Source organism: Thermococcus sp. 101 C5 (assembly GCF_009372125.1).
In the GTDB taxonomy this organism is placed as follows: Archaea; Methanobacteriota_B; Thermococci; order Thermococcales; family Thermococcaceae; genus Thermococcus_A; species Thermococcus_A bergensis.
Genome location: NZ_WHIZ01000022.1, coordinates 1 through 20,915 on the forward strand (window position 1 = coordinate 1; position 20,915 = coordinate 20,915).

Annotated in this window: 23 protein-coding genes and 2 tRNA genes; 17 read left to right on the forward strand and 8 right to left on the reverse strand. The window is 43.8% G+C overall.

All coding sequences use genetic code 11. The annotated features are described in order from the left end of the window. On the reverse strand, nt 1-308 hold a 308-nt coding region (locus GBV73_RS04680; RefSeq protein WP_152878644.1), incomplete at its 3' end, for a hypothetical protein. Nucleotides 309-360: 52 nt separating this feature from the next. Here GBV73_RS04680 and GBV73_RS04685 point away from each other — a divergent pair. The 5 genes from GBV73_RS04685 (at nt 361) to GBV73_RS04710 (ending at nt 3,605) form a co-directional block, all read left to right on the forward strand. After that, nucleotides 361-438 (forward strand) — tRNA-Glu (locus tag GBV73_RS04685). A gap of 10 nt (nt 439-448) precedes the next feature. Continuing rightward, nucleotides 449-526 (forward strand) — tRNA-Ile (locus GBV73_RS04690). A gap of 78 nt (nt 527-604) precedes the next feature. After that, the gene (locus GBV73_RS04695) at nt 605-988 is read left to right on the forward strand and encodes a nucleotidyltransferase domain-containing protein (RefSeq protein WP_087036245.1); all 384 of its coding nucleotides are present in this window, start codon (nt 605-607) and stop codon (nt 986-988) included. Between the two features lie 391 nt (nt 989-1,379). Continuing rightward, nucleotides 1,380-1,619 (forward strand): HEPN domain-containing protein, encoded by a 240-nt coding sequence (locus GBV73_RS04705; protein ID WP_172967199.1) that lies wholly within the window; start codon nt 1,380-1,382, stop codon nt 1,617-1,619. A 15-nt stretch (nt 1,620-1,634) separates the two neighbouring features. Beyond that, entirely contained in the window at nt 1,635-3,605 is a 1,971-nt protein-coding gene (locus GBV73_RS04710) for an IGHMBP2 family helicase (RefSeq protein WP_152879684.1), read from the forward strand. Here the strand turns inward: GBV73_RS04710 and GBV73_RS04715 are convergent. Together GBV73_RS04715 and GBV73_RS04720 are read right to left on the reverse strand one after the other, a co-directional pair. Further along, the gene (locus GBV73_RS04715; RefSeq protein WP_152879686.1) at nt 3,602-4,912 is read right to left on the reverse strand and encodes an MFS transporter; all 1,311 of its coding nucleotides are present in this window, start codon (nt 4,910-4,912) and stop codon (nt 3,602-3,604) included. The two genes, GBV73_RS04710 and GBV73_RS04715, sit on opposite strands and share 4 nt — an antisense overlap. A 109-nt stretch (nt 4,913-5,021) precedes the next feature. Then, nucleotides 5,022-6,353 carry a leucine/methionine racemase gene (locus GBV73_RS04720; protein ID WP_152879721.1) on the reverse strand — a complete coding sequence of 444 codons (1,332 nt, stop codon included), beginning with the start codon at nt 6,351-6,353 and terminating at the stop codon, nt 5,022-5,024. A gap of 137 nt (nt 6,354-6,490) precedes the next feature. On the opposite strand from GBV73_RS04720, the gene GBV73_RS04725 reads away from it, so the two are divergent. Further along, nucleotides 6,491-6,940 (forward strand): Lrp/AsnC family transcriptional regulator, encoded by a 450-nt coding sequence (locus GBV73_RS04725; protein WP_042698376.1) that lies wholly within the window; start codon nt 6,491-6,493, stop codon nt 6,938-6,940. Here GBV73_RS04725 and GBV73_RS04730 read toward each other — a convergent pair. Beyond that, a complete protein-coding gene (locus GBV73_RS04730; protein WP_152879688.1) occupies nt 6,937-8,205 on the reverse strand; it encodes a cation:proton antiporter in 1,269 nt (422 codons plus the stop codon). The genes GBV73_RS04725 and GBV73_RS04730 overlap by 4 nt on opposite strands. Continuing rightward, nucleotides 8,169-8,693 (reverse strand): HPP family protein, encoded by a 525-nt coding sequence (locus GBV73_RS04735; protein WP_152879691.1) that lies wholly within the window; start codon nt 8,691-8,693, stop codon nt 8,169-8,171. Before GBV73_RS04735 ends, GBV73_RS04730 begins: the two co-directional genes overlap by 37 nt. A 113-nt stretch (nt 8,694-8,806) precedes the next feature. Here GBV73_RS04735 and GBV73_RS04740 point away from each other — a divergent pair, with 113 nt between their 5' ends. From GBV73_RS04740 to GBV73_RS04775, 8 genes are all read left to right on the forward strand, one after another. Further along, nucleotides 8,807-9,319, forward strand: coding sequence for a glutaredoxin (locus GBV73_RS04740; protein ID WP_152879723.1), 513 nt, complete (start codon nt 8,807-8,809; stop codon nt 9,317-9,319). Then, nucleotides 9,309-10,034, forward strand: coding sequence for a cytochrome c biogenesis CcdA family protein (locus GBV73_RS04745; protein ID WP_004069954.1), 726 nt, complete (start codon nt 9,309-9,311; stop codon nt 10,032-10,034). The genes GBV73_RS04740 and GBV73_RS04745 overlap by 11 nt, the downstream gene beginning before the upstream one ends. A gap of 43 nt (nt 10,035-10,077) precedes the next feature. Then, entirely contained in the window at nt 10,078-10,548 is a 471-nt protein-coding gene (locus tag GBV73_RS04750) for a hypothetical protein (protein WP_152879695.1), read from the forward strand. Between the two features lie 111 nt (nt 10,549-10,659). Then, complete coding sequence (locus GBV73_RS04755; RefSeq protein WP_004069952.1) at nt 10,660-10,905, forward strand: PQ-loop domain-containing transporter; 246 nt, start codon at nt 10,660-10,662, stop codon at nt 10,903-10,905. A gap of 251 nt (nt 10,906-11,156) precedes the next feature. Then, the gene (locus GBV73_RS04760; RefSeq protein ID WP_152879725.1) at nt 11,157-11,879 is read left to right on the forward strand and encodes an SDR family NAD(P)-dependent oxidoreductase; all 723 of its coding nucleotides are present in this window, start codon (nt 11,157-11,159) and stop codon (nt 11,877-11,879) included. Nucleotides 11,880-11,910: 31 nt separating this feature from the next. Beyond that, entirely contained in the window at nt 11,911-12,372 is a 462-nt protein-coding gene (locus tag GBV73_RS04765; protein ID WP_152879697.1) for a DUF2284 domain-containing protein, read from the forward strand. A gap of 10 nt (nt 12,373-12,382) precedes the next feature. Further along, on the forward strand, nt 12,383-12,862 hold the full coding sequence (locus tag GBV73_RS04770) for a hypothetical protein (RefSeq protein WP_042698359.1): 480 nt from the start codon (nt 12,383-12,385) through the stop codon (nt 12,860-12,862). After that, entirely contained in the window at nt 12,847-13,845 is a 999-nt protein-coding gene (locus tag GBV73_RS04775) for a PIN domain-containing protein (RefSeq protein ID WP_152879699.1), read from the forward strand. The genes GBV73_RS04770 and GBV73_RS04775 overlap by 16 nt, the downstream gene beginning before the upstream one ends. On the opposite strand, the gene GBV73_RS04780 is transcribed toward GBV73_RS04775, so the two are convergent. Then, on the reverse strand, nt 13,846-14,442 hold the full coding sequence (locus tag GBV73_RS04780) for a DNA-binding protein (protein ID WP_371717011.1): 597 nt from the start codon (nt 14,440-14,442) through the stop codon (nt 13,846-13,848). A gap of 728 nt (nt 14,443-15,170) precedes the next feature. Here GBV73_RS04780 and GBV73_RS04785 point away from each other — a divergent pair. The 3 genes from GBV73_RS04785 to nucS all read left to right on the forward strand — a co-directional run bounded on the left by GBV73_RS04785 (nt 15,171) and on the right by nucS (nt 19,671). Beyond that, nucleotides 15,171-16,172 (forward strand): TrkA family potassium uptake protein, encoded by a 1,002-nt coding sequence (locus GBV73_RS04785; RefSeq protein WP_152879703.1) that lies wholly within the window; start codon nt 15,171-15,173, stop codon nt 16,170-16,172. Nucleotides 16,173-16,344: 172 nt separating this feature from the next. Next, complete coding sequence (gene radA, locus GBV73_RS04790) at nt 16,345-18,873, forward strand: DNA repair and recombination protein RadA (RefSeq protein WP_152879705.1); 2,529 nt, start codon at nt 16,345-16,347, stop codon at nt 18,871-18,873. 45 nt (nt 18,874-18,918) lie between these two features. Continuing rightward, a complete protein-coding gene (gene nucS / locus GBV73_RS04795) occupies nt 18,919-19,671 on the forward strand; it encodes an endonuclease NucS (protein WP_152879707.1) in 753 nt (250 codons plus the stop codon). Here nucS and GBV73_RS04800 read toward each other — a convergent pair. Continuing rightward, entirely contained in the window at nt 19,668-20,048 is a 381-nt protein-coding gene (locus tag GBV73_RS04800) for a DUF473 domain-containing protein (protein ID WP_152879709.1), read from the reverse strand. The genes nucS and GBV73_RS04800 overlap by 4 nt on opposite strands. Nucleotides 20,049-20,058: 10 nt before the next feature. Continuing rightward, on the reverse strand, nt 20,059-20,781 hold the full coding sequence (locus GBV73_RS04805) for a proteasome assembly chaperone family protein (RefSeq protein ID WP_152879711.1): 723 nt from the start codon (nt 20,779-20,781) through the stop codon (nt 20,059-20,061). Nucleotides 20,782-20,915: the final 134 nt, after the last annotated feature.

Genomic DNA, 20,915 nt, shown 5'->3' on the forward strand with positions numbered 1-20,915 from the left:
TTCTCCCAGTTGTGGAGGGTTGAGTAGTGAATGTTTGCTCCGAAGAATTTTCTGCCGTAGTGCTGGGCGTCTCTGAGGGGTAGGTTGTAGTATTGTTTAAAGAGGAGTATTGCCAGTATTGTTTTTACTGGAAATTTTTTGGATTTTGGCAGGTTCTTCAGCTTTCCTTCTGATTCGAAGTCTGCTAAAACGTCAAGAATTGCGAATGCCACGCTTTCAGGGTCTTTGAGTCTGTGATCCCATCTGGGGATCACGACAACCACCTGAAAGAATTCAGCAAAAACCCTAATAAAGGTTACTATAAACACGCCCCAAAGAATCGAAAGATTTATAAATTCATTTTGAGTTATCAACATCGACGCCCCGGTGGTGTAGCCCGGTCAATCATGCGGGACTCTCGATCCCGCGACCCGGGTTCAAATCCCGGCCGGGGCACCAGAATTCTTACGGGCCCGTGGCTCAGCCTGGTCAGAGCGCCCGCCTGATAAGCGGGAGGTCCGGGGTTCGAAGCCCCGCGGGCCCACCAAAAAATGCTCTTCTTGGGTTTAAAGCACGAAAGTGTTATAAGTGGGGAAGAATTTAAGAAAAAAGTGAGGCGTTTCAGATGCCAGATGATATCCTATCCACGATAAAAAACACAATTCTAGACGCAGCATCTAAGAAAAATGTGTCTATTGAGAAAATTATTCTTTTTGGCTCCAGAGCTAGAGGAGATTATACACACAAGAGTGACTGGGATGTAGTGATTATTACAACAACTCCCCTCAAAAAGCCTCTTTTCTGGGATTTATATATTGAAATTAAAAGAGAATTGACTAAAAATAAAATCCCAGCCGATATCATCATTATTCCAAAATCAATATTTGAAAAAAAGAAGAGAGTAGTTGGAAACGTAGCATACTACGCCAACAAGGAGGGTAAAATAATATGGAGGAAATCCTCGAAGAGGTCAAAAGATGGATTAAAAAAGCAGAAGATGACCTATTAGTTGCAAGGGAGATGTTACTTTTTCTCTTGAAAGCCTTGCCCTTTAGGGGGATGCAGAATCTGAAAACCTGACCATTAAATGACCGAAATCTTTTTAAACTTAAAAGTGTAATAAAACCTTGAGAAGGCTACTCAAAGACAACCCAATGAGAAGAGGGTTTCAAACGTGTCCTCCCGGCTTTGGGAGGATGACGCTGTAAAGCGTCCTCTAAAAACCCTCCTGAATAGTTGGAAACCCTGAGATGGGGTTTGAGCGATAACCCCGAGCCTTCCCGTTTTAGCGGGGGGTAGGGGTAATGGGGGGAAGACCCTCCCCGAGGGGTCGAAGACCCGCTTTAGCCTGGGTCTGAATGAGACCCCTCAAACCTTCCCGTCGTTGGCGAGGAGCTAAGATGAACCCTCGCCCTTCAGGGCGGGGAGGAGGTCAGATAAGTGATTTATTGGAATTATGTATAAGCATAGACAAAGATTTTGAGACACTTCGAGATATGAAAATTGAAAAGCTCACATATTATGCCGTAGAATCCAGATATCCTGGGTTTTATGAGCCAGATTTAGAGGATGCTCAAGAAGCAGTTTTAATTGCAGAGAAAGTGAGAGAAAGCGTAATCAAAAAACTTAAACTTTCTTAAATTCTGGTGAACCTCATGCACATCAAAAGTTACATTGCAAAGCTCATTGAACTTGTAGAGCTTGAGCGAGAGGCTGAGATAGAGGCAATGCGCGAAGAGATGCGCAGGCTTAGAGGTTACGAGAGGGAAAAACTTGGAAGGGCTATTCTAAACCTCAATGGAAAAATAATTGGCGAAGAATTCGGCTTTAAGCTTGTCAAGTATGGAAGAAAAGAGCCATTTAAAACAGAGATAAGCGTTGGGGATCTGGTTTTAATCAGCCGAGGAAATCCTCTAATGAGTGACCTTGTTGGAACCGTTGTTGAAAAGGGGAGCAGGTTTATTGTTGTTGCCCTGGAATCGGTTCCCTCATGGGCTCTGAGGAACGTTAGGATAGACCTCTACGCAAACGATGTAACCTTTAGAAGGCAGATAGAGAACCTAAAAAACCTCAGCGAAAGTGGCATTAAAGCCCTGAAGTTCACCCTAAACCAGGAAAAACCCATGAAGAGCACTCCTCAGGAGTTTGAACCCTTCGATAAAAACCTCAACCACACCCAGAGAAAAGCTATAAGCTATGCTCTAGGAAGTGAAGACTTCTTCCTAATCCACGGACCCTTTGGCACCGGAAAGACAAGGACACTCGTTGAGCTTGTTCTCCAGGAAGTTAAGAGAGGAAGCAAAGTCCTTGTAACAGCGGAGAGCAACGTCGCAGTTGACAACCTCGTGGAGAGGCTCTGGGGAAAGGTCAAGCTTGTACGTTTGGGCCACCCTTCGAGAGTCTCAAAGCACCTGAAGGAATCAACCCTTGCGTTTCAGGTCGAAAGCCACGAAAGGTACAGAAGGGTCAGAGAGCTTAGAAATAAGGCTGAGAGGCTTGCCATGATGAGGGACCAGTACAAAAAACCTACGCCAAGCCTTAGAAGAGGGCTAACCAACAAGCAGATTTTAAAGCTGGCCGAGAAGGGCAGAGGCGCAAGGGGAGTCCCCGCAAAGGACGTCAAGGAGATGGCACAGTGGATAGCGCTAAACGAAGAGGTGCAGAAGCTCTACAAGTTTGTCGAAAAGATAGAGGAAGAGATAATCAGAGAAATAATCGATAAGGCAGATGTAATCCTGAGCACGAACTCTTCTGCAGCCCTTGAATTTATAAGAGATGTTGAATTTGATGTTGCGGTAATAGATGAAGCATCCCAAGCGACGATTCCGAGTGTTTTAATTCCAATCGCAAAAGCCAAGCGCTTTGTTTTGGCTGGAGACCACAAACAGCTACCCCCGACGATCCTAAGTGAAGAGGCAAAAGAACTTAGCGAGACGCTTTTTGAAAAGCTCATCCAGCTCTATCCAGAGAAAGCGAAGATGCTTGAAATACAGTACAGGATGAACGAGAAGCTCATGGAGTTTCCGAGCAGAGAGTTCTACGAAGGAAAGATAAAAGCGGACGAGAGCGTGAAGAACATAACTCTGGCCGACCTGAAAGTTAGGGAACCGTTTTTCGGAGAGCCCTGGGACTCAATTCTGAAAAGAGAGGAGCCGCTCGTTTTTGTCGATACTGCGGAGAGAAGGGACAAGTGGGAGAGGCAGAGAAAGGGCTCCACCTCAAGAGAAAATCCGCTTGAGGCGCTCTTGGTTAAAGAGATAGTGGAGAGGCTCTTGAGGATGGGGGTTAAAGAAGAGTGGATAGGGATAATCACACCCTATGATGATCAGGTTGACCTGATACAATCGCTAGTAGGGGAAGAGGTTGAAGTTCACACGGTAGATGGCTACCAGGGAAGGGAGAAAGAAGTTATAGTATTGTCTTTTGTGAGGTCGAATAAGGAGGGCGAACTGGGGTTTTTAACTGATCTGAGAAGGCTTAACGTTGCTCTAACAAGGGCAAAGAGAAAGCTGATTGCTATTGGGGACAGCGAAACCCTGAGCAACCATCCCACGTACAAGCGCTTTTTGGAGTTCGTGAAAAGGCATGGAAGATATATAACGGTTGGAAATGCAGAGATACACTAATTTTTCCTCCTTATTTGGGGGAGAGCTGAGAATGGAGACACAAACGAAAGACCCATTAGACTGATAATTGGAACCACTGCCAAAAGGCTCAGTGAAGAGGCTATGGCAAAGTTCAGGAAGGAATCAATTTGCGACGCTACAAATCCCCCAGCCAGGCTCCCCAAAACGAACCCCGCAGAGTTCACTAAATTTGCAGTCGCTAAAGCACTCCCCTGCTCTTTTGGAGAACTCATCCTCCCTATGAGAGAAGTTGATGAAACGCTTATGTAGGACCAGGAGTAGCCCCAGAGGACATAGCTTCCAGCGGCTGAGATGAGTAAAGCATAAGGAACGTTAAAGGGGAGCAGCAATAAGAGGATCCCAAGGCTTCTAAAGAAGTACCCCTGAGTTAGTGCCAAAGCAGGGTTCTTGGACTTAAGCTTTGTCCCTACCCTCTGATAGAGCATTGCCGAAATTGAGGAATTTAGTATGGCAAACCCGAAGACTTCTTGACTTGTAACCCCGTTCTTTATCAAAAACACCGGGAGCTGGGTAGAGTACATACCCGAGGATACCCAGAAAAAGAGCGAAGACAGATAAAAGCCGCTGAGCTTCGGAGAAACTTTCAATTTTGTGGGCAAATGGATGATAAAGTTGGGGAGATAGCGGCCTTTCTGAACAACCTGGGTCACAAAGGGCTTGATGTTGTTTCTGTGCAGGTAAACCGGAGCTTCCCTGATGGTTTTCAAAGCCATAACAAAGCCTGGAATGTTCACCACGGCAAAGAGAAGGAAGAGCTCCTTAAAACTCAATAACCTAACCAGCATAAATCCTATCAAAAGCCCCAAAACCCATGCCCAGCCTCCGATTTTGTTGAACTTCCCTACGGCTTCATCCCATCTTGTCTTTCTCACGTTTCTAAAGAGGAGGACAATGGGTATCGAAACAGTGGAAGCTAGGAAAAATGAATAAACCGCGTTGATTAATAGAAGATCCCAAAAGCTCTCTGCAAACGCCAGCAGGCTTAGAAAGACGGAGGTGCTCAAGAGACCCATTAAGATAAAGACCTTCCTTCTAAGGGTTTTATCACTCAGCTTGCCCCAGAATATCGTCCCTATAGTGGAAGCAAGTGTTGATAATGCGTTTAATAATCCCACCTCTCCGGCACCAGCGCCGAGATGTATGGCATAGAGAGGAATGACCTGGGAAGAACCGCCTGTGGCTATCTTAAACGGCACGAAAGCGTAGAACCACCTAGGCATTTGGGTGTTCTGGACTATCAATGATGCCTTCCTAGCTTGCATGCTCGTGGCCACTTTTCTCTTCATATTTTTCACCTTGCTACTCTCCCGCCGAAAGAAGATCACTTTATAAATTTTTGGGAAGCAAAAAGTACTCTAATGTTCAGAAAAGAGCGATAAAGGGAAGAGAAAAATGCTACCAGCCGTGAACAAACTTCAAGGCTTCATCCCCAACTTTGCCCTCTTCAACATCCGTTATCGCCCTTTCAAGCTTATCAAGGCCCTCATCGAGGGTCTCTTCCTCAATCGTTAGCGGAGGCTGTATTCTCAGGACGTTCCCCTGCAGGAAGGCAACGATTAATCCGAGTTCATAAGCCCTCCAGACGACCTTCTTAGCTTCATCATATGCCCTCTCCTTGGTCTCCCTGTCCTTAACCAAATCAACGCCTATCATAAGTCCCTTCCCTCTCACGTCGCCAATTAGCTCATACTCCTCTTTCATCTTTCCAAGTCTTTTCATAGCATAGCTTCCAAGCTTTTCTGCCCTCTTTAAGAGATCTTTTTCTTCAATCTCCCCAATCACAGCAAGAGCCGCCCTGCTCGCAACGGGATTTCCAATTAATGTAAAAGCATGCCCCAAAGGTGGGAGAGAGTCCATGATTTCAGCCCTGCCGATTACGGCACTTATTGGCAGACCTCCCCCAAGAGGCTTTGCTACTGTTATTATGTCCGGCTTAACTCCAAAGTGCTCTATGGCAAACCACTTCCCCGTTCTCCCAATACCGCTCTGAACTTCATCTACAGCTAAAAGAATCCCATGCTCATCGAGGATTTTCTTGACTCGCTTGAAGTAATCCTCGGGAGGTACGACCATCCCGGCATCGCCCTGAATTGGCTCGGCAAACAATGCAGCAACGCCATCCGCGTAAACCTCTCCCTCGAACTTGGCTTTTATGTACTCAACGCACTTCATTTTACAAGAGCCCCTTTCTTTTCCAAAGGGACATCTGTAGCAGTCCGGATATGGGATATAGTGAACATCACTGAGCTCTCCTACTAGCGCCCTGACGTGAAAGTCAAGACCTGTTATGCTTGACGCACCATACGTGGCACCGTAATAGCTCTTAAGATAGCTGAGAATGGTTCTCCTCTTGGTGTAAGCCCGGGCGAACTTTATTGCCCCGTCGTTTGCATCGCTTCCGCTCAAACCAAAGGCTATTTTCGGCTCTTCAATTGGGGAAATCTCCGCAAGCTTTTCCGCAAGGAGGAGGGGCTCAACTGTAAAGCCGTAGATGAAAGTGAAGTGTATGAGCTTTTCAGCCTGGTCTTTTATCGCATTAACAACTCGCTCGTTGTTGCGGCCAACGTTTTGAACTGCAGCATCACTAAGAAAGTCTATGTACTCCCTCCCCTCAATATCCCACACCTTCGCGTTTTTGGCTTTAACGGCAACTACCGGGGCGTAGTTTACACGTGAAGCTTTCGGAAAGATTCTCGAGTATCGCTCTATAACATCCTCCTTTCTCAAGTTTCCCACCGGTTTAAATATGTGTTTGGAATTAATAGCATTTTCGGTTAAATTTTGCGGAATCTAACAAAAATAGCACAAAATATTTAAAATTCAGCAGACCAATATTTAAACAAAATGCTAACTAGGTGAATGAAATGAAATTGGATGAAATAGATAAAAGCATACTAAGGCTGCTCCAGGAAGATGGAAGGATGAGCTATTCAGAGATAGCAAGGAAAATAGGAGTGCCCGAATCAACCGTAAGGCTCCGGGTAAAAAAGCTCATGGAAGAAGGGATAATAAGGAAGTTCGCTGCCCTAATAAACCCCTTCAAAGCTGGCTACAGCATAGTGGCATTCATAGCCGTTGACATCGAGCCCAACAAGGTCAAAAGAGCGGTTGAAGAGCTTTCCAAACTTCCGGAAGTCGATGTTTTGGGAATAGCCACCGGAGCCCACGACGTTCTCATGCAGGTAACCGTGAAAGACCTCCAGGAACTCGAGAACTTCTTAATAGAAAAGCTTGGAAAAATTGAGGGAATAAAGAGCACGGAAACGTCAATCCTAACAAGCGTTAAAAAATGGGGATATGCAAGGGTGTTTTAGTGATTTTTCCTTGGCCCCTTCAATATTGAGATCCTCCTCTTCGTTTCTTTCACAGCTTCCACTCTCTTCTCCATTTTTCCCTGTTTCATGGCCTCCACTTCTTCTTTAAACGCCCACTTTAGCAACGGTGGGGTTATTAAAACAGAGACCGTTATGAAAATCAGCGTGGCTGCAATGAACTTTGGGGCATCGCTTTCTGGAATTGCACCACCGTGGATTGCAACCATGAGGTTAACAAGCGCAACTTCAGTCCTTGGGATTGAGCTAATCCCCATCTGGAGAGCCTTTCTAGCACTCCACCCCATAATCAGGGTTCCCAGCCCTCTGCCGACGACTTTTCCAACAACTGCAATTGTCGTCAAAACAGCCGCAAGAGATAGGGCATCAAAGCTGGTAAAAACCCTCAAATCAAGCATCGCTCCGGTGTACACAAAGAACACAGGGACTAAAAATCCGTAAGCTATTGCCTTCACGTCTTCCATTATTCTCTTACCCTCTGGAAGTTTTGATAGAACCAAACCGGCCATAAAAGCTCCCTCTATAGCGGCATCAAACCAGTGTTCTGCCAATGCTGAAAAGAAAAACATCAAAGCAAGAACCATCCCCAAAACACCCTTCTCCACGTGCAGCCATTCCGAAAAGCGTATGTACTTTTCGATCGTATACCAAGCAACCAAACCCGTGATTATAAAGAAGACGGCCATTTTGCTTATTAATCCCAAAATGCTTCCAGTACCAACTGCAAATATTATCAACGCGATTCCAAGGAAGTCATCTATAACGCTCGCACTTAGGGAAGCTATACCAACATCGCTCCTCAAAACCCCAAGATCCATCATAACTCTAACGGTTATCCCTATGCTCGTAGCCGTTAATAAGACTCCCCCGGCAAAGGCCTCTTTAGAGGGATAACCCATCAGCTTGAGCCCGAAGTAGCCAAGGGCTAACGGGACGATGACTCCCGTGACGGTAGAAACGGTCGCAACAGCGCCGGTTTTTTTGAGCATCTCAACATCCGCGTCAAGACCGCCCAAGAAGAGCAGGAAAATTATGCCTAGACGAGCAAGAAATTCAAACGTCTCATTAGAGTGCAGTGTAAGATATTCCGGGTTTACCAGACCAAAGTATATCAGATTTCCCAGTACCATGCCCATCAGTATCTCGCCCAAAACTCCAGGAAGCTCAAAGCGCTCCATTAGATGATCTCCTATCTTTCCGAAGATGAGAGCTACTCCAATGGTGAAGAGGATCCATTCTGGAGCCATTGTACACCACCCACCCTCATTAGTCTCAGGAACTCGTCAATAAGCAACCTCAGGCTTATTTCCCCCTCCAAGACATTGTTCTCATCGACAATTGCCAAGATCTGCACTTTATACCTTCTCATCTTTGTAAGGGCATCCATAACCGTGGCATTTTCGTCTATTGTCATAACGTTGCGCTCCATGACATCGGAAGCCTTTTCCGCCCCACCCAAGATGGATTTAAAAACCGTGCTTATGTTGCCAAGCCTTGCCTTTGTGTTCTCCGGCGGAAGGAGAATAGACAGGACATCAAGATACCGTATAACCCCCTCAAGCTTCATTTCATCCCTGTTGTTTACAACCCACACGTGGTGTCTTGTCCTGAGCAGCTTAAGCACATCAACGATAGGAGAATCAGCAGTAACAATTGGCATCGAGGGTATCGACGGCATTATATCCTTCAACTTCATCGAATAAAAAGTTTGAAGGGCTTTCTCGACGTCACCCATATTTTCACCACCATTCATCTATTTTGGAAGTTCTTAAAAAGATACGTGCCAAAAAATTTACATCTCTAAACATTTATAACCCACAAAGCATATCCCCGAATTAGGTGAGTTTCATGAAAAAAGTTCTGCCGGGGTTGCTGCTTGTACTGGTAGTGCTTACCAGCATGTGTATATCTGACAATCCCTCATCTTCATCGTCCCCCAGCACAGCAACAGAAACGTTCACACTAGATAAAGCAAAGTTCCACTTTTACATGTACGGACTGGCAACATGCCCCCACTGTAAGAAAATGAAAGAAGATATTCCAGAGTTTTTCGGGGAAGAGGCTTTAACATACTACGAGTTGCAGGGAAACGAACATAACGGAAAGATGTTTGAACAGCTCTATGAAATCCTTGGAGTAACTGGCGTTCCGGTAATAGGAGTATTCTACGAAGGAAAGCTCTATGCAATAGTGAACGGAGAATTTCCAGTGGACTACGCCGACGACCTTGTCGAAGAAGCCAAAAAAGCTGAGGGAGTCCTTTTTATAACTGACAAGACGTATCTAATCCCGGAAAACCAGACCGAAATCATTAATAAGCTTGAATATATTTTCACCAATGGTGAGCCGAGTGAGGTCTGAAATCAAGGCCCTCATGTTGATAATTTTGTCTTCAATTGGATTAACAGCGGGGATATTGGCAATTCTCGGGTTGAAGAACTTAATCTACCCTCTACTCGCACTGGCAGGTGCTGATTCAATAAACCCCTGTACGTTCGTCATTTACACCATGCTTCTCATAGCCCTATCCCTCAAAGAAAACATCTCCAAAAGAAGAATCTATGCCGTTGGACTGGCCTTTGTTGCTGCAGTTTACATCTCATACTACCTCCTCGGGATTGGTCTGGTGATACTTACGAAGACAATCCCGGTATGGGTCGCAGGAGTGGTTTCAATAGCATTCGGCGCTTACACATTTGTAACCGGCTATATGGAAAAAAGCAGGATAGCAAAGAAGAAAGAAGTTAGAAAAAGCATATTCAGCAGGGAAGCAACCCTCTTTGGAGCTTTCTCTCTCGGCATCATAATATCCTTTACACTCCTCCCGTGTTCCTCGGGAACTTATCTGGCATATGCAATCCTTATATCCAAAGTAGGGAGAAGCCTAACCCTGATCCTCCTGGCACTTTACAACATCATCTTTGTCCTCCCGCTGCTCATAATACTCTTCACGGTCGGAAGCATAACGGAGAGCAAATCAATCTCCCAGAGAATAGTCCAAAAGTCCAGAGAGCTTTCAATGATTGCAGGAACATTGCTGATACTCCTTGGAATATACGTTATTCTTGGGATGTAGGAAAGCTTAAATTTTCCAAATGCAAAACTTATTTGGTGTTTGCATGCAGGAATGGTACCAGTCACGGGCCCTTTACGAAACCGTCTCAAAACTCATAAAGAGAGGTGACTTTGAGAACGCACTTCAAATTGCAGAGTCGATTCCCGACAAGGGGATAAGGGCAAAGTCAATGTCAATGCTAACGGTAGAGATGGCAAAGCAGGGAAGAGACTACCATGATGCTCTCAACCAAACAATAGAAGCTATCTTTGAAATTGAAAACGATGAGAGTACCACTAAAGCCCTCATGAGCCTGGCTTTCGAGTTTCTTGGGCTTGGTAAACCAGACGAAGCTTTAAAAATAGCCGGACTTATAAGAGATATCTCCAACAGGTCAAAAATACAGGCTGAGGTGGCATTAGCCCTCGCAAGAGAGGGAAAGATTCAGGAGGCGTTTAAGATTATTAACGATATTCTCGATGAAGACGTTAAAACATGGGCAACCTCAAAACTCGCCTCCGAATTAAAGTATTGACATTCTTTTGATTATTTTGCGCTTTTCTTTTTTAGGAATACACCTGTAATAGTCCACAATCTTTTTTAAACAGTGTTAATAGTCCTCGGTGCAAGAGAGGGAGGTGATAAAATGAAGGAACTCGTGGGACTCATAGGCATGCTTCTTCTCGTGAGTTCTTGGGTGCCCCAAACATGGGAAACAATCAAAAACAAGAGATGTCCACTAAACTTGGAGTTTGTTCTGGTTTACGTTACTGCCTCAACACTGCTCGCAATCTATTCGTATCTAATAGGGGACTGGGTATTCCTAACCCTAAACTCCCTGGCAGCCCTCCAGAGTGGTGTCAATCTCTACGTTAAGCTGAGATACAAATGATTACCTTCTCTCATTCCAACAAGCCCCCAAATCGAATTACGTGCCCTTTTCAGGGCCTTTTCTAAATCCTCCTTGCCTGCTCCAGGTTTTAGGTTGAGGGTTAATCTTTCCAAAATCGTTCTTTCCTTGAATGACTTTGAATGGTTTTCATGTTTCAACACAATGATTAAGAACGTAAAAGTATTCCGGCATTATTCTTTTATTTGATAAAGCTTTTATGGCACTTTCCCAAATTTATTTTGGTGATCGACATGGAGCTGAAAGGAAAAGTCGCTTTAGTAACCGGAGCCTCTCGGGGAATAGGAAGGGCAATTGCAGTTGCTCTGGCAAAGAAGGGATGTAACGTGATTATAAACTACGCAAGGGATGAAGAAAACGCAAAGAAAACCGAAGAAATGTGCAGAGCTTATGGAGTGGAAACCCTTACAGTTAGGGCAGATGTGAGCAACAGGGAAGAAGTCAGAGAGATGGTGGAAAAGGCCATCGAAAAGTTTGGAAGGATTGACATCCTAATCAACAATGCCGGAATCCTTGGACGGACAATAAACCCGATGGAGATAAGCGACGAAGAGTGGGACAGAGTTCTGGGAGTTAACCTAAAGGGAGCCTTCATAGTTACGCAAGAGGTTCTCAAATACATGAAGAGAGGCAAAATAGTCAACATAGCCTCAATAGCCGGTAAAGACGGAGGGACTGTAGGGGCCCACTACGCCGCTTCAAAAGGAGGTTTGATAGCGCTCACCTTCAACCTTGCAAGACACTTAGCACCGAACATTTTAGTAAATGCCGTTGCCCCAGGACCCGTTGAAACCGATATGATAAACGAGGAGATGAGAGAAAGGCTAAGAAAGCTTTCATTGACCGGAGAGATAGCCAAGCCAGAGGATATAGCCCATGCAGTTATTTTTCTGCTAGAAAACGATCACATAACCGGAGAAGTCGTTGACGTCAACGGAGGTCGCCTGATGGATTAAGTTTTTATTGATATTTTTCAATTTTTCCTGTATGAGGGTAATCTGGGAGAAAGAGGTAGCAGCAGAGGAAATTATTGTTTCACCAAGACCGGTGTGGAAGTGCAGAAGCTGTCCAGCCTATGGAAAAAGCCCTTCCTGCCCGCCTCATGCTCCCTCATGGAGGGAAGCAAGAGAACTAGTACAGCACTACAAAAGAGCGCTCCTGATAAAGTTTAGCATTAATTCTGAAAATTTTGACGAAGAAAAACGAAAGGTATTGAATTACATTCTCAAAAGAGAAGAAGAGCTGTTCAAAGGCGGGAACTTCTATGCAACAGCACTATTTCCGGGAAACTGCAACCTCTGTGAAGAGTGCGAATTCGAGAAAAGCGGAAAATGCAAAATGCCAAGTAAGGTAAGGCCCCCAATAGACGCCGTGGGGATAGAGCTCTCAAAAATAGTTGAGCTTGACTTCTCCGAAAGTGTTTTGTATGGGCTCATCCTTATAGATTAAAGTGGAGCCTATGAAGGCATATATCACAATGCTCGGAAGGTCAACGTGGGCCATGATAAACTCATACTACGCCGTGGTTATGAGGGGCTACAGGCCAGATAAGATCTACATCTTTCTGGAGGATATCTATTCCGAGAAGCTGCCAAAAGCTGTGGAAGCCCTGAAGATAATTTCCAGTGAATACGGCTTTTCTCCAGAGATAGAATGGGCGATAATAGAGGAAGACAACTTTCTCGAGGCAGATGAGAAGATAGGAGAACTCCTCAAAAAGCTGAAAGAAGAAGGATACGAAGTTTCTGTTGACATAACCTCTGGAAGAAAGGCCTTAGTAGCAGGAGCAGCTATTCATGCAATTCCACTGGAAGTGGAGCACCTCTTTTACCTTTCACTTAGGGACTTGGAATACGCAAACAGGCCATACATGATGATTCCTCTGCACATTCAAAGACTAAAGGACTTTATGGAGGGCAGGCGATGGAAAAAATTATAGAGAAGCCCGAACTCCAGATACTCATAAACCTAATCCAGATGAGAGACAAAATAAGAGTGGGCAGCCCCCTCTACAACATCCCGCTTTTGGAGGCGTTTCCCTATAGAGAGGGCTACAAAATACGGGTGTTGGCCAAAGAAGACGAATTTCATAAAGTACTTCGAGGGAAAGAAAAGTACCTATACGATCTTCCCACATACAGAGACTTTTATGAGTGCTTCCTTTCCAGTGGAATCATAAACTACGCAAACATAGAAGAGTTCCAGGAGAAGCTCAACGCATACAAGAGCCTCACGAAGGGGATAGTCTTCGCCCCGGATACAAACCTGCTGTACCACGCATTCTTATCAAAGCTTAGGGGAGTGGAAGGAATCCAGATAGCCATAGTGGATCTGGTCAAGAAGGAAATAGAAAACTCAATGAACTTCAAATACAAGCCAGCACAATTAAAAGAGCTGAGAAAAATTCTCCACAATTCGCATTTGCTCCAAGAATTTAGCAACAGGAGGATGAAGAAATCAAGGAAAGCTGCGTACATAGCCCTAAGGGAATACGAAAAGATAAAAGACAAAATAATAGAGGTAAAAAGCGTCGATGAAAAGACGAACACAAACGACGAGCGGATAATAAAGAGCTTAAAGGAGTTCGATAAAAACACCCCAGCACTCGTAGTTCTCTTAACGGCAGATATAGCGATGACCGACATAGCTAAAATCGAAGGCGTCGAGTACTTTCTCTTTGAATATCCCCACGAAGAGCTAAGCGAACACTACGCAACCGGTTACCAGCTGAGGACCCTAATCTTCAATTTGGCGGCAGTTTTTGGTGTTATAGAAATTAACAACGTGCTTTTGTTTGGTGAATTTAGGGGGAAAACTGGGCTAAACGAATTGAAGTTGGTCTTTAAGAAGGACATACATCAAGAGTTTCATTTCCACTGGAGCTTGTGCAGGAGGCTGATGGAATTAAAAATTGAAAGGTAGTTAAAAGTAACCAATATCCTCTTTCGGGCTTTTAGTCTCAATTATCTTTTCCAAGAATTCCTCGGCATCTTTTGGATCCATCCCGACCTTAACTACCAAGAAGTTCAGAATTTCTTCTTTTTTGGCACCTTTTTCAAGTCTTTCCAGCACCATCATTGCAACTCTCTCAAAAACTGCCCTAGCGAACTCTTCTTCAAGTCCCAAGGCAGCTATTACTTGATTCAAACCTATCAAGAGACTTGTAAGAGCATCGTTAAATTCCCCTTTTCCAAGAGTTTTCCTGTCCAAGTCAACCCTCAAGGTTATCTCCTCATTCATCCCAGTTATGCAGAACTTTATCAGATTTAGCCTATCGTTCAGCAACAAGAGGGTATGGTAAACTTTCAAGCGCTCTGGCAACTCCAATGCAACAGTCTCCAATCCAAGCGGAACTATAAGGTGAACAAACTCATCGGTTATCACGATGTTGAGAACAAACGGAATTTTGGGATGTTCAGCAACATAGAAATTCTCTGCAGTTTTTGTAACTTTCCACGGAAGGTCCACTATATCCTTAGCACCATCATACCCTTCTTCCAGCCACTTGAGTACTTCCACAGGAACCACCTTATGAAGTTGACCTTTGAAGTATTTAAGCTCATTCTTCCACTGGAAGCAACGCTCATAAGGAACATAAAAGTCATATGAAAAGTTTACAATTAGCAAGCATTTGACAATTCAGTTCCCGCTTCTCGTGGAGAAAAAATGAACATATATATACATCAAAACAAGGACAATAATGATCTTAGATATGCATTGGATTTAACAAAAGCATTTACTAAGGGGCTAATTGTTAAACAATGAGCTGACCCCCCAGAGTTGTATTTCCTGTGGAAGCGGCGCAAAACACCACTCTTTTTATAATTAATCTGGTGTAAACACTCCCATATTCTCTGTACTTTTGGATATATATACTTATCTATGAACATTGTTCAACAATGACATAAATAAATAGTAAAAATAATAACTAATTGCCGTTTTTTATTTAAACATCGTGAACAGATCAATATTTGTAAACGTTAAATGTCCTTTTAAATGGTTTTTACATTCTCTCCTTCCACAAAATCCGTCCATTTTTCAAAATCGAGTTCCAGTGGAAATGAAACTCTGGGGGGGTCATCAGATAATTTTATGAACGTTCAGATAGACATGGAAAAAGAGCTTTATTTCCACTGGAACTAGTGGACATTGGCGTATTGGATTATCCATTGTTATCCAAAATTGTGGTGTTTTATTTCCACTGGAAATGTGAAGCTTTTTAAGGTCGAGTCTTAACTTCTAATGCAATGATACCCATTCCGTTAGTTAGAAGGCTTTTGAAGATAAGGACAAAGCTGAAAAGGAGCAAAATATTCGCTCTTGCATTAGCTGTGGTTTTGCTTGCGATAATCTTGGCATTGCTTTACATGTATGCTGAGGGGGTGGACTTCTTCACGGCTCTTTACTGGGCGGTCATAACAATGGCGACCATTGGATATGGAGACATAACACCATCAACCGCCCTTGGCAGGATTATAGCGATTTTTGCCTCTATTGGTGGAATAGCAACGTTTACAGCTTTTGTTTCAATCCTTGCCGAATATTTCTTGTCTGGCTCGATTAGGAGGATGATGGGGATGCACAGGGTAAAGTTTAAGGATCATTACGTTATCATGGGGAGGGGAGAAAGTGTAGAAAGCGCTTTGCTGGAGCTTATGGATGCCATAAGTAAAAATCAAGCTCCCAAAAAGCCAATAATCGTCATTCTTCCGAACGATGATGAGAGGAAGAAGCTTACCATTCCAGAGGAAGTGGAAGTTATCATCGGGGAGTTCACAAATAGGGAAACGTTGGAGAGAGCAAATATCGGGAACGCTGGTTATGTTCTACTGGCTTTGGGCGATGATTCCGAGTCCGTGTTCGTGACGTTAATGATAAAACAGCTTTCTAAGGCAAAGGTCTTTGTGGAGGTTCTTAAACACGAGAGTGTCCCCCTCTTAAGACAAGCTGGAGCAGATAGGGTAATAACCAGCAGAACTTTGGCTGGAAGGTTGCTTGCAAGCGCAGTCTTTGAGCCCGAGGTTGTTGACGTCATAGATGATATAACAACAGCCCTCGGGAGATACGATATAACTTCTCTAAGACTCCCCGAGATGGATAGAATGGCTTTTGGAGAAGCATTCAAAATTCTCTATTCCAGAGGGCTATTTCTCCTTGGTTATGCAAAAGAAGAAATTCACCTCATGCCACCTCTTGATGAGCCGATTCCGGAAGGTGCAAAGCTGTTGGTTATCAAGTCTGCAAAGTAGAGTTTCATTTCCACTGGAAATCTCAAACTTAAGGCCTTTATTTTTGTATTCTGGCTTTACTAATCAATGGTTTTGTAATTTTCAGCCTTTAAGTCCTTTTTTCGGGCATGGGAAAAATATATAAGCACTTTGAATCCACTACTATGTAGAATCATGCTTATGGGTGGTAACTATGGCGAGAAAAAAGAAAGTTGAGGATGGAATTAAAGAGCTTGAAGAGTTTGAAGAGCTTGAGGATTTCGAAGAACTTGGGGAAGTTGAAGAATTGTCAAATGAAGCTGAAAAAACCAAAAAGAAGGAAATAAGAAGCTTGGAAGATCTCCCCGGAGTTGGACCCGCAACTGCTGAAAAGCTTAGAGAGGCAGGTTATGATAGTTTGGAAGCAATAGCAGTTGCATCTCCCTTGGAACTAAAAGAGCTTGCTGGAATAAGTGAAGGGGCTGCTCTAAAGATTATTCAAGCCGCGAGAGAAGCTGCCAATATTGGAACCTTTATGCGTGCCGACGAGTATTTAAAAAAGAGGGCTGTTGTGGGCAAGATTACTACCGGAAGCAAGGCCTTAGATAAGCTTCTCGGCGGTGGAATTGAAACACAGGCTATTTCCGAGGTATTTGGAGAATTTGGAAGTGGAAAATGCTTTGCAAAGGACACTCCAATCTATTACGAAAATGACACAGTAGTGCATTTTGAGAGCATAGAGGAAATGTATACAAAGTATGCACTCAAAAATGGCGAAGTTCCATTTGATAATGGCTTCGCTGTTCCAGTGGATACTGTGACCGTTTACGCCTTTGATCTTGACAGCGGAGAAGTAAAAAGGACAAAGGCAAGTTACATTTACCGGGAGAAGGTCTCAAACCTTGTAGAACTTAAGCTTTCAACTGGGATCAACATTAAAGTAACACTTCCTCACCCTGTGTTGGTATTTAGGGATGGGTTCCAGTGGATAAAGGCTGGAGAAATCAAAAGGGGAGATGTGCTTGTAGGGGTTAGGAAAGTACCAGCAAATTCTTTGACTATTGATGAGGATGATGCATACTTTTTGGGTCTATTTGTGGCTGAAGGTACAGCAAACCCTGTTTCGATAACAACAGGCTCTGAAGTTATCAAGGACTTTATCGTCGAGTACCTAAAAAGCAAAGACGGTTACACTCCAACGGTAGAAACGAGAAGGGGGCTTTATAGGATTCTTATAAGAAAGAGCACGGTAGATAGAGTACTTGGGAACTTAGCGAAGAGTGACGCAAGCACAAAAGAAGTTCCGGATGTAATTCTCAATGGGGATGAAACAACATTGATGGCATTTTTAGCCGGATATGTGGATGGTGACGGATACGTATCTAACAGTATTGTAGAGTTATCAACAAAAAGCAAAAAACTTGCAGATGGCTTAGTTTTCCTGTTAAAGCGTTTGGGAATAACCTCCACGGTTTCAGAGAAACTCATTGAAGGAAAGACGTACTACAGGCTTTATATAACTGGTGAAGACAGAAGCCTGCTTGAGGATGTAATTAAAAAGTCAAAAATTAAAGTTGGTGGATTTAATTCAGGAGGGATTGGGAGGTATCCACCACAGCTTGCACGGTACCTAGGAAAGCTTTATTCACACTTCAAGTTGCCTAAACGAGAAGGTGAGACAGCATATCACCTGCTAACACGTTCAAAGGAAGTTTGGTTTACTGAAAAGACGTTAGAGAAAATAGAAGAGTACTTTAAAAAAGCCCTTGCAGAGCTTGAGCGTGCTGAAAAAGAACTTTGCAATACTGATAAGCCAAAGCTACCATTTTCATGGACAGTCCTCAAAAAATATGGTTTTACAGAAGGTCAAATTAAAAATTACCGCTACCGGGGGATTCCTAAAGATACAGAATTAAGAGCTAAAGTTATATCCGCGCTAAAATCTGAAATTCAACACCTAAGAGAAATAGCAAGGCATGCACTTGAGGTGATATCTTTAGCTAGGAAGCTCTCATTCTACGAAGTTGAGAGCGTTAGCTTGGTGGAGTACAATGACTACGTCTACGATCTGGTGGTTCCAGAGGTTCACAACTTTGTTGCACCAAACGGGCTGATACTCCATAATACCCAATTAGCCCATACATTGGCTGTTCTCGTCCAAAAGCCCCCAGAAGAGGGCGGATTGAATGGAAGCGTAATCTGGATTGACACCGAGAACACCTTCAGACCGGAGAGAATAAAGCAAATAGCGGAAAATAGGGGTATGGATCCGGAGGAAGTACTAAAGAACATTTATGTTGCTAGGGCATTTAACTCCAATCATCAAATGCTCCTTGTAGAGAGGGCTGAAGAAATCATTAAAGAAAAAGCTGCAAGTGACAGGCCCGTTAAGCTTCTTGTCGTGGACTCTCTCACGGGACACTTTAGGTCTGAATACGTGGGAAGGGGAACACTTGCGGAAAGGCAACAAAAGCTTGCAAAACATCTGGCAGACCTTCATCGTCTAGCTAACCTTTACGACATAGCGGTGTTTGTTACAAACCAGGTTCAGGCAAGACCAGACGCATTCTTTGGTGATCCAACAAGACCAATAGGCGGTCATATCCTGGCACACTCCGCCACTGTTAGAGTTTATTTAAGGAAAGGAAAGGCCGGAAAGAGGATTGCGAGACTTATAGACTCTCCGCATCTGCCTGAAGGAGAAGCGGCGTTTACGATAACTGAAAAAGGAATTGAAGATTAGCCCTTTAACTTTTTAAACTCTTTTCTAAATTTCCTTTGAGGATCTATGAAGGTAGAGGCAAAACTGAATCCCAGCCATGAGGAAATTGTGGATATTTTCAACCGGGCCCTCTCAAAAGAGGCTATAGTGAATATCTTTGCCCATTGCAGGGTTTTTTACGATGGAAGGGCCAAGAGTGAACTCGGCCCGGGTGATAGAGTTATAATAATAAAGCCTGATGGTTCATTTTTAATTCATCAAAAGGAGAAAAGAGAACCCGTTAACTGGCAGCCCCCTGGGAGCTCTGTCGAGCTTGAAGTAAAAGAAGACAAGATATTTCTAAGGAGCATCCGGCGAAAGCCTCGGGAGATTCTTGAAGTGGAGCTCCTTAACGTTTACCTTATATCTTATTTTCAGGCGGAAGACTATGAGGAGCTGGCATTAACGGGCAGTGAGGCAGAGATGGCTGACCTGATTTTTGAGGACCCTTCTCTTATTGAAGCGGGCTTTAAACCGTTATTTAGGGAAAAGCCCATAAAGCATGGAATCGTGGACGTTCTTGGGGTGGACAAAGAGGGAAACATTGTTATCCTTGAGCTCAAGCGCAGGAGGGCTGATTTACATGCTGTCAGCCAGTTAAAGAGATATGTCGAGGCTATGAGAGAAGAACATGAAAAAGTGCGTGGCATTTTGGTTGCTCCCTCTCTAACTTCCGGTGCCAAAAAACTTTTGGAAAAAGAAGGGTTGGAGTTTAGAAAGCTAACTCCTCCAAAAAGGGGAAAATCTAAAAGGGGGAGGCAGAAGACTCTTTTTGATTAACCCATTGCCATTTCGTGTGGAAGCATTTCTCTGACTTTTACCCGCATTATGTTGTCTTCGCTTGAGACCTCAATTACCTTCCCCAGTCCCACAAGCCTTAGCTGTATTCTGCATACGGTAATTTCCCGCTCATCACTCTCTTCCCAGGGTATTCTCTGTTCCATCTCTTCCATCTTTAGGACTTCTGCTATTATTCCCTCCGTTCCCCGGGTTATGTCTTGAGGAGTTTCATAAGTCAGGAATATCTTTTCTCCGGGCTTCAATTTTCGGGTAACAATAACGTTTCTTGCACTTCTTACCTCTATTGTCCTGTAGGGATTTCTCATGAGTTGATCAAGAGTTTTCCGGGCTATCCCCCCAAGTACAAGGAGTTCCATACCCTTCACCTCACAGATAAACACTTTCGTATTCTTTTTCGACCCTTCTTCTCGCGGACTCCATCTGTTCGTGCATTTTTCTCAGCTGCTCTTCTATCATCTGCGCTTCCTTGAGTAAAGGCTCTGTTGAAATCTCTATCGGGGCGAGGTTTTTGAGTATCTCAATTACATTTGCTGCTGCCCTTGGATCAGGTCTATCGCCGAAGGTCTCTCCCAAAAGGGCATACGCTTTGAGTCTTTCTTTACTCGCTTCCCACAACAGCTTTCCGCTCATCCCCATTATGGAGCCGTATTTCAGTATCTTGACCCCCAATTTTTCCAAATCCTTGTTCTCCTCTTCACTCCCACCTACGCCCCAGACTTCCATTTGTTCTTTGAAAAAGCCAATCCCCATGCCGCCAAGTGAAATTACCTTCTCAGCATTGTTTTCTTTTAGGTAGCCAACGATTTCTCTTGCTATCTCGTTTACCAAAGTTGGAGGAATGTATATGTCTGCAACAGCAATGATAATATTGTCCTTCCCGTAGAATCTCAATGGTGGGTTTGGTTTGCCTTCTAGAATTAGAGACATTGGTGGTAAAAACGGGCTCTCCACGTAGCCTATCATTTCCATGTTGAGTTCTTTTGCGATAAAATTAGCGGCTATATGTCCCACAAGCCCGATCCCCGGGTACCCTTCAATAAAAATGGCTCTTTCAATTTTTGGAAGTATCAACTCAACTGGCTTTTGCATTCTCTCACCTCCATAACAATTTAGTAATTAAAAGTTATTAAATCTTTTGCCGTTGTTAGTGTACAGATTTGTGTTACTCTGATTAGTGGTTAATAAAATATGAATAGAAAAAGTATATCAACCATAAATGCGAC

Bases quoted from the DNA above. Each gene is read 5' to 3' on its own strand.
- GBV73_RS04695 (WP_087036245.1), top strand. From the start codon at position 605: ATGCCAGATGATATCCTATCCACGATAAAAAACACAATTCTAGACGCA.
- GBV73_RS04705 (WP_172967199.1), top strand. From the start codon at position 1,380: ATGAACCCTCGCCCTTCAGGGCGGGGAGGAGGTCAGATAAGTGATTTA.
- GBV73_RS04710 (WP_152879684.1), top strand. From the start codon at position 1,635: ATGCACATCAAAAGTTACATTGCAAAGCTCATTGAACTTGTAGAGCTT.
- GBV73_RS04715 (WP_152879686.1), bottom strand. From the start codon at position 4,912: ATGAAGAGAAAAGTGGCCACGAGCATGCAAGCTAGGAAGGCATCATTG.
- GBV73_RS04725 (WP_042698376.1), top strand. From the start codon at position 6,491: ATGAAATTGGATGAAATAGATAAAAGCATACTAAGGCTGCTCCAGGAA.
- GBV73_RS04730 (WP_152879688.1), bottom strand. From the start codon at position 8,205: ATGGCTCCAGAATGGATCCTCTTCACCATTGGAGTAGCTCTCATCTTC.
- GBV73_RS04735 (WP_152879691.1), bottom strand. From the start codon at position 8,693: ATGGGTGACGTCGAGAAAGCCCTTCAAACTTTTTATTCGATGAAGTTG.
- GBV73_RS04740 (WP_152879723.1), top strand. From the start codon at position 8,807: ATGAAAAAAGTTCTGCCGGGGTTGCTGCTTGTACTGGTAGTGCTTACC.
- GBV73_RS04750 (WP_152879695.1), top strand. From the start codon at position 10,078: ATGCAGGAATGGTACCAGTCACGGGCCCTTTACGAAACCGTCTCAAAA.
- GBV73_RS04755 (WP_004069952.1), top strand. From the start codon at position 10,660: ATGAAGGAACTCGTGGGACTCATAGGCATGCTTCTTCTCGTGAGTTCT.
- GBV73_RS04760 (WP_152879725.1), top strand. From the start codon at position 11,157: ATGGAGCTGAAAGGAAAAGTCGCTTTAGTAACCGGAGCCTCTCGGGGA.
- GBV73_RS04765 (WP_152879697.1), top strand. From the start codon at position 11,911: ATGAGGGTAATCTGGGAGAAAGAGGTAGCAGCAGAGGAAATTATTGTT.
- GBV73_RS04770 (WP_042698359.1), top strand. From the start codon at position 12,383: ATGAAGGCATATATCACAATGCTCGGAAGGTCAACGTGGGCCATGATA.
- GBV73_RS04775 (WP_152879699.1), top strand. From the start codon at position 12,847: ATGGAAAAAATTATAGAGAAGCCCGAACTCCAGATACTCATAAACCTA.
- GBV73_RS04785 (WP_152879703.1), top strand. From the start codon at position 15,171: ATGATACCCATTCCGTTAGTTAGAAGGCTTTTGAAGATAAGGACAAAG.
- radA (WP_152879705.1), top strand. From the start codon at position 16,345: ATGGCGAGAAAAAAGAAAGTTGAGGATGGAATTAAAGAGCTTGAAGAG.
- nucS (WP_152879707.1), top strand. From the start codon at position 18,919: ATGAAGGTAGAGGCAAAACTGAATCCCAGCCATGAGGAAATTGTGGAT.
- GBV73_RS04800 (WP_152879709.1), bottom strand. From the start codon at position 20,048: ATGGAACTCCTTGTACTTGGGGGGATAGCCCGGAAAACTCTTGATCAA.
- GBV73_RS04805 (WP_152879711.1), bottom strand. From the start codon at position 20,781: ATGCAAAAGCCAGTTGAGTTGATACTTCCAAAAATTGAAAGAGCCATT.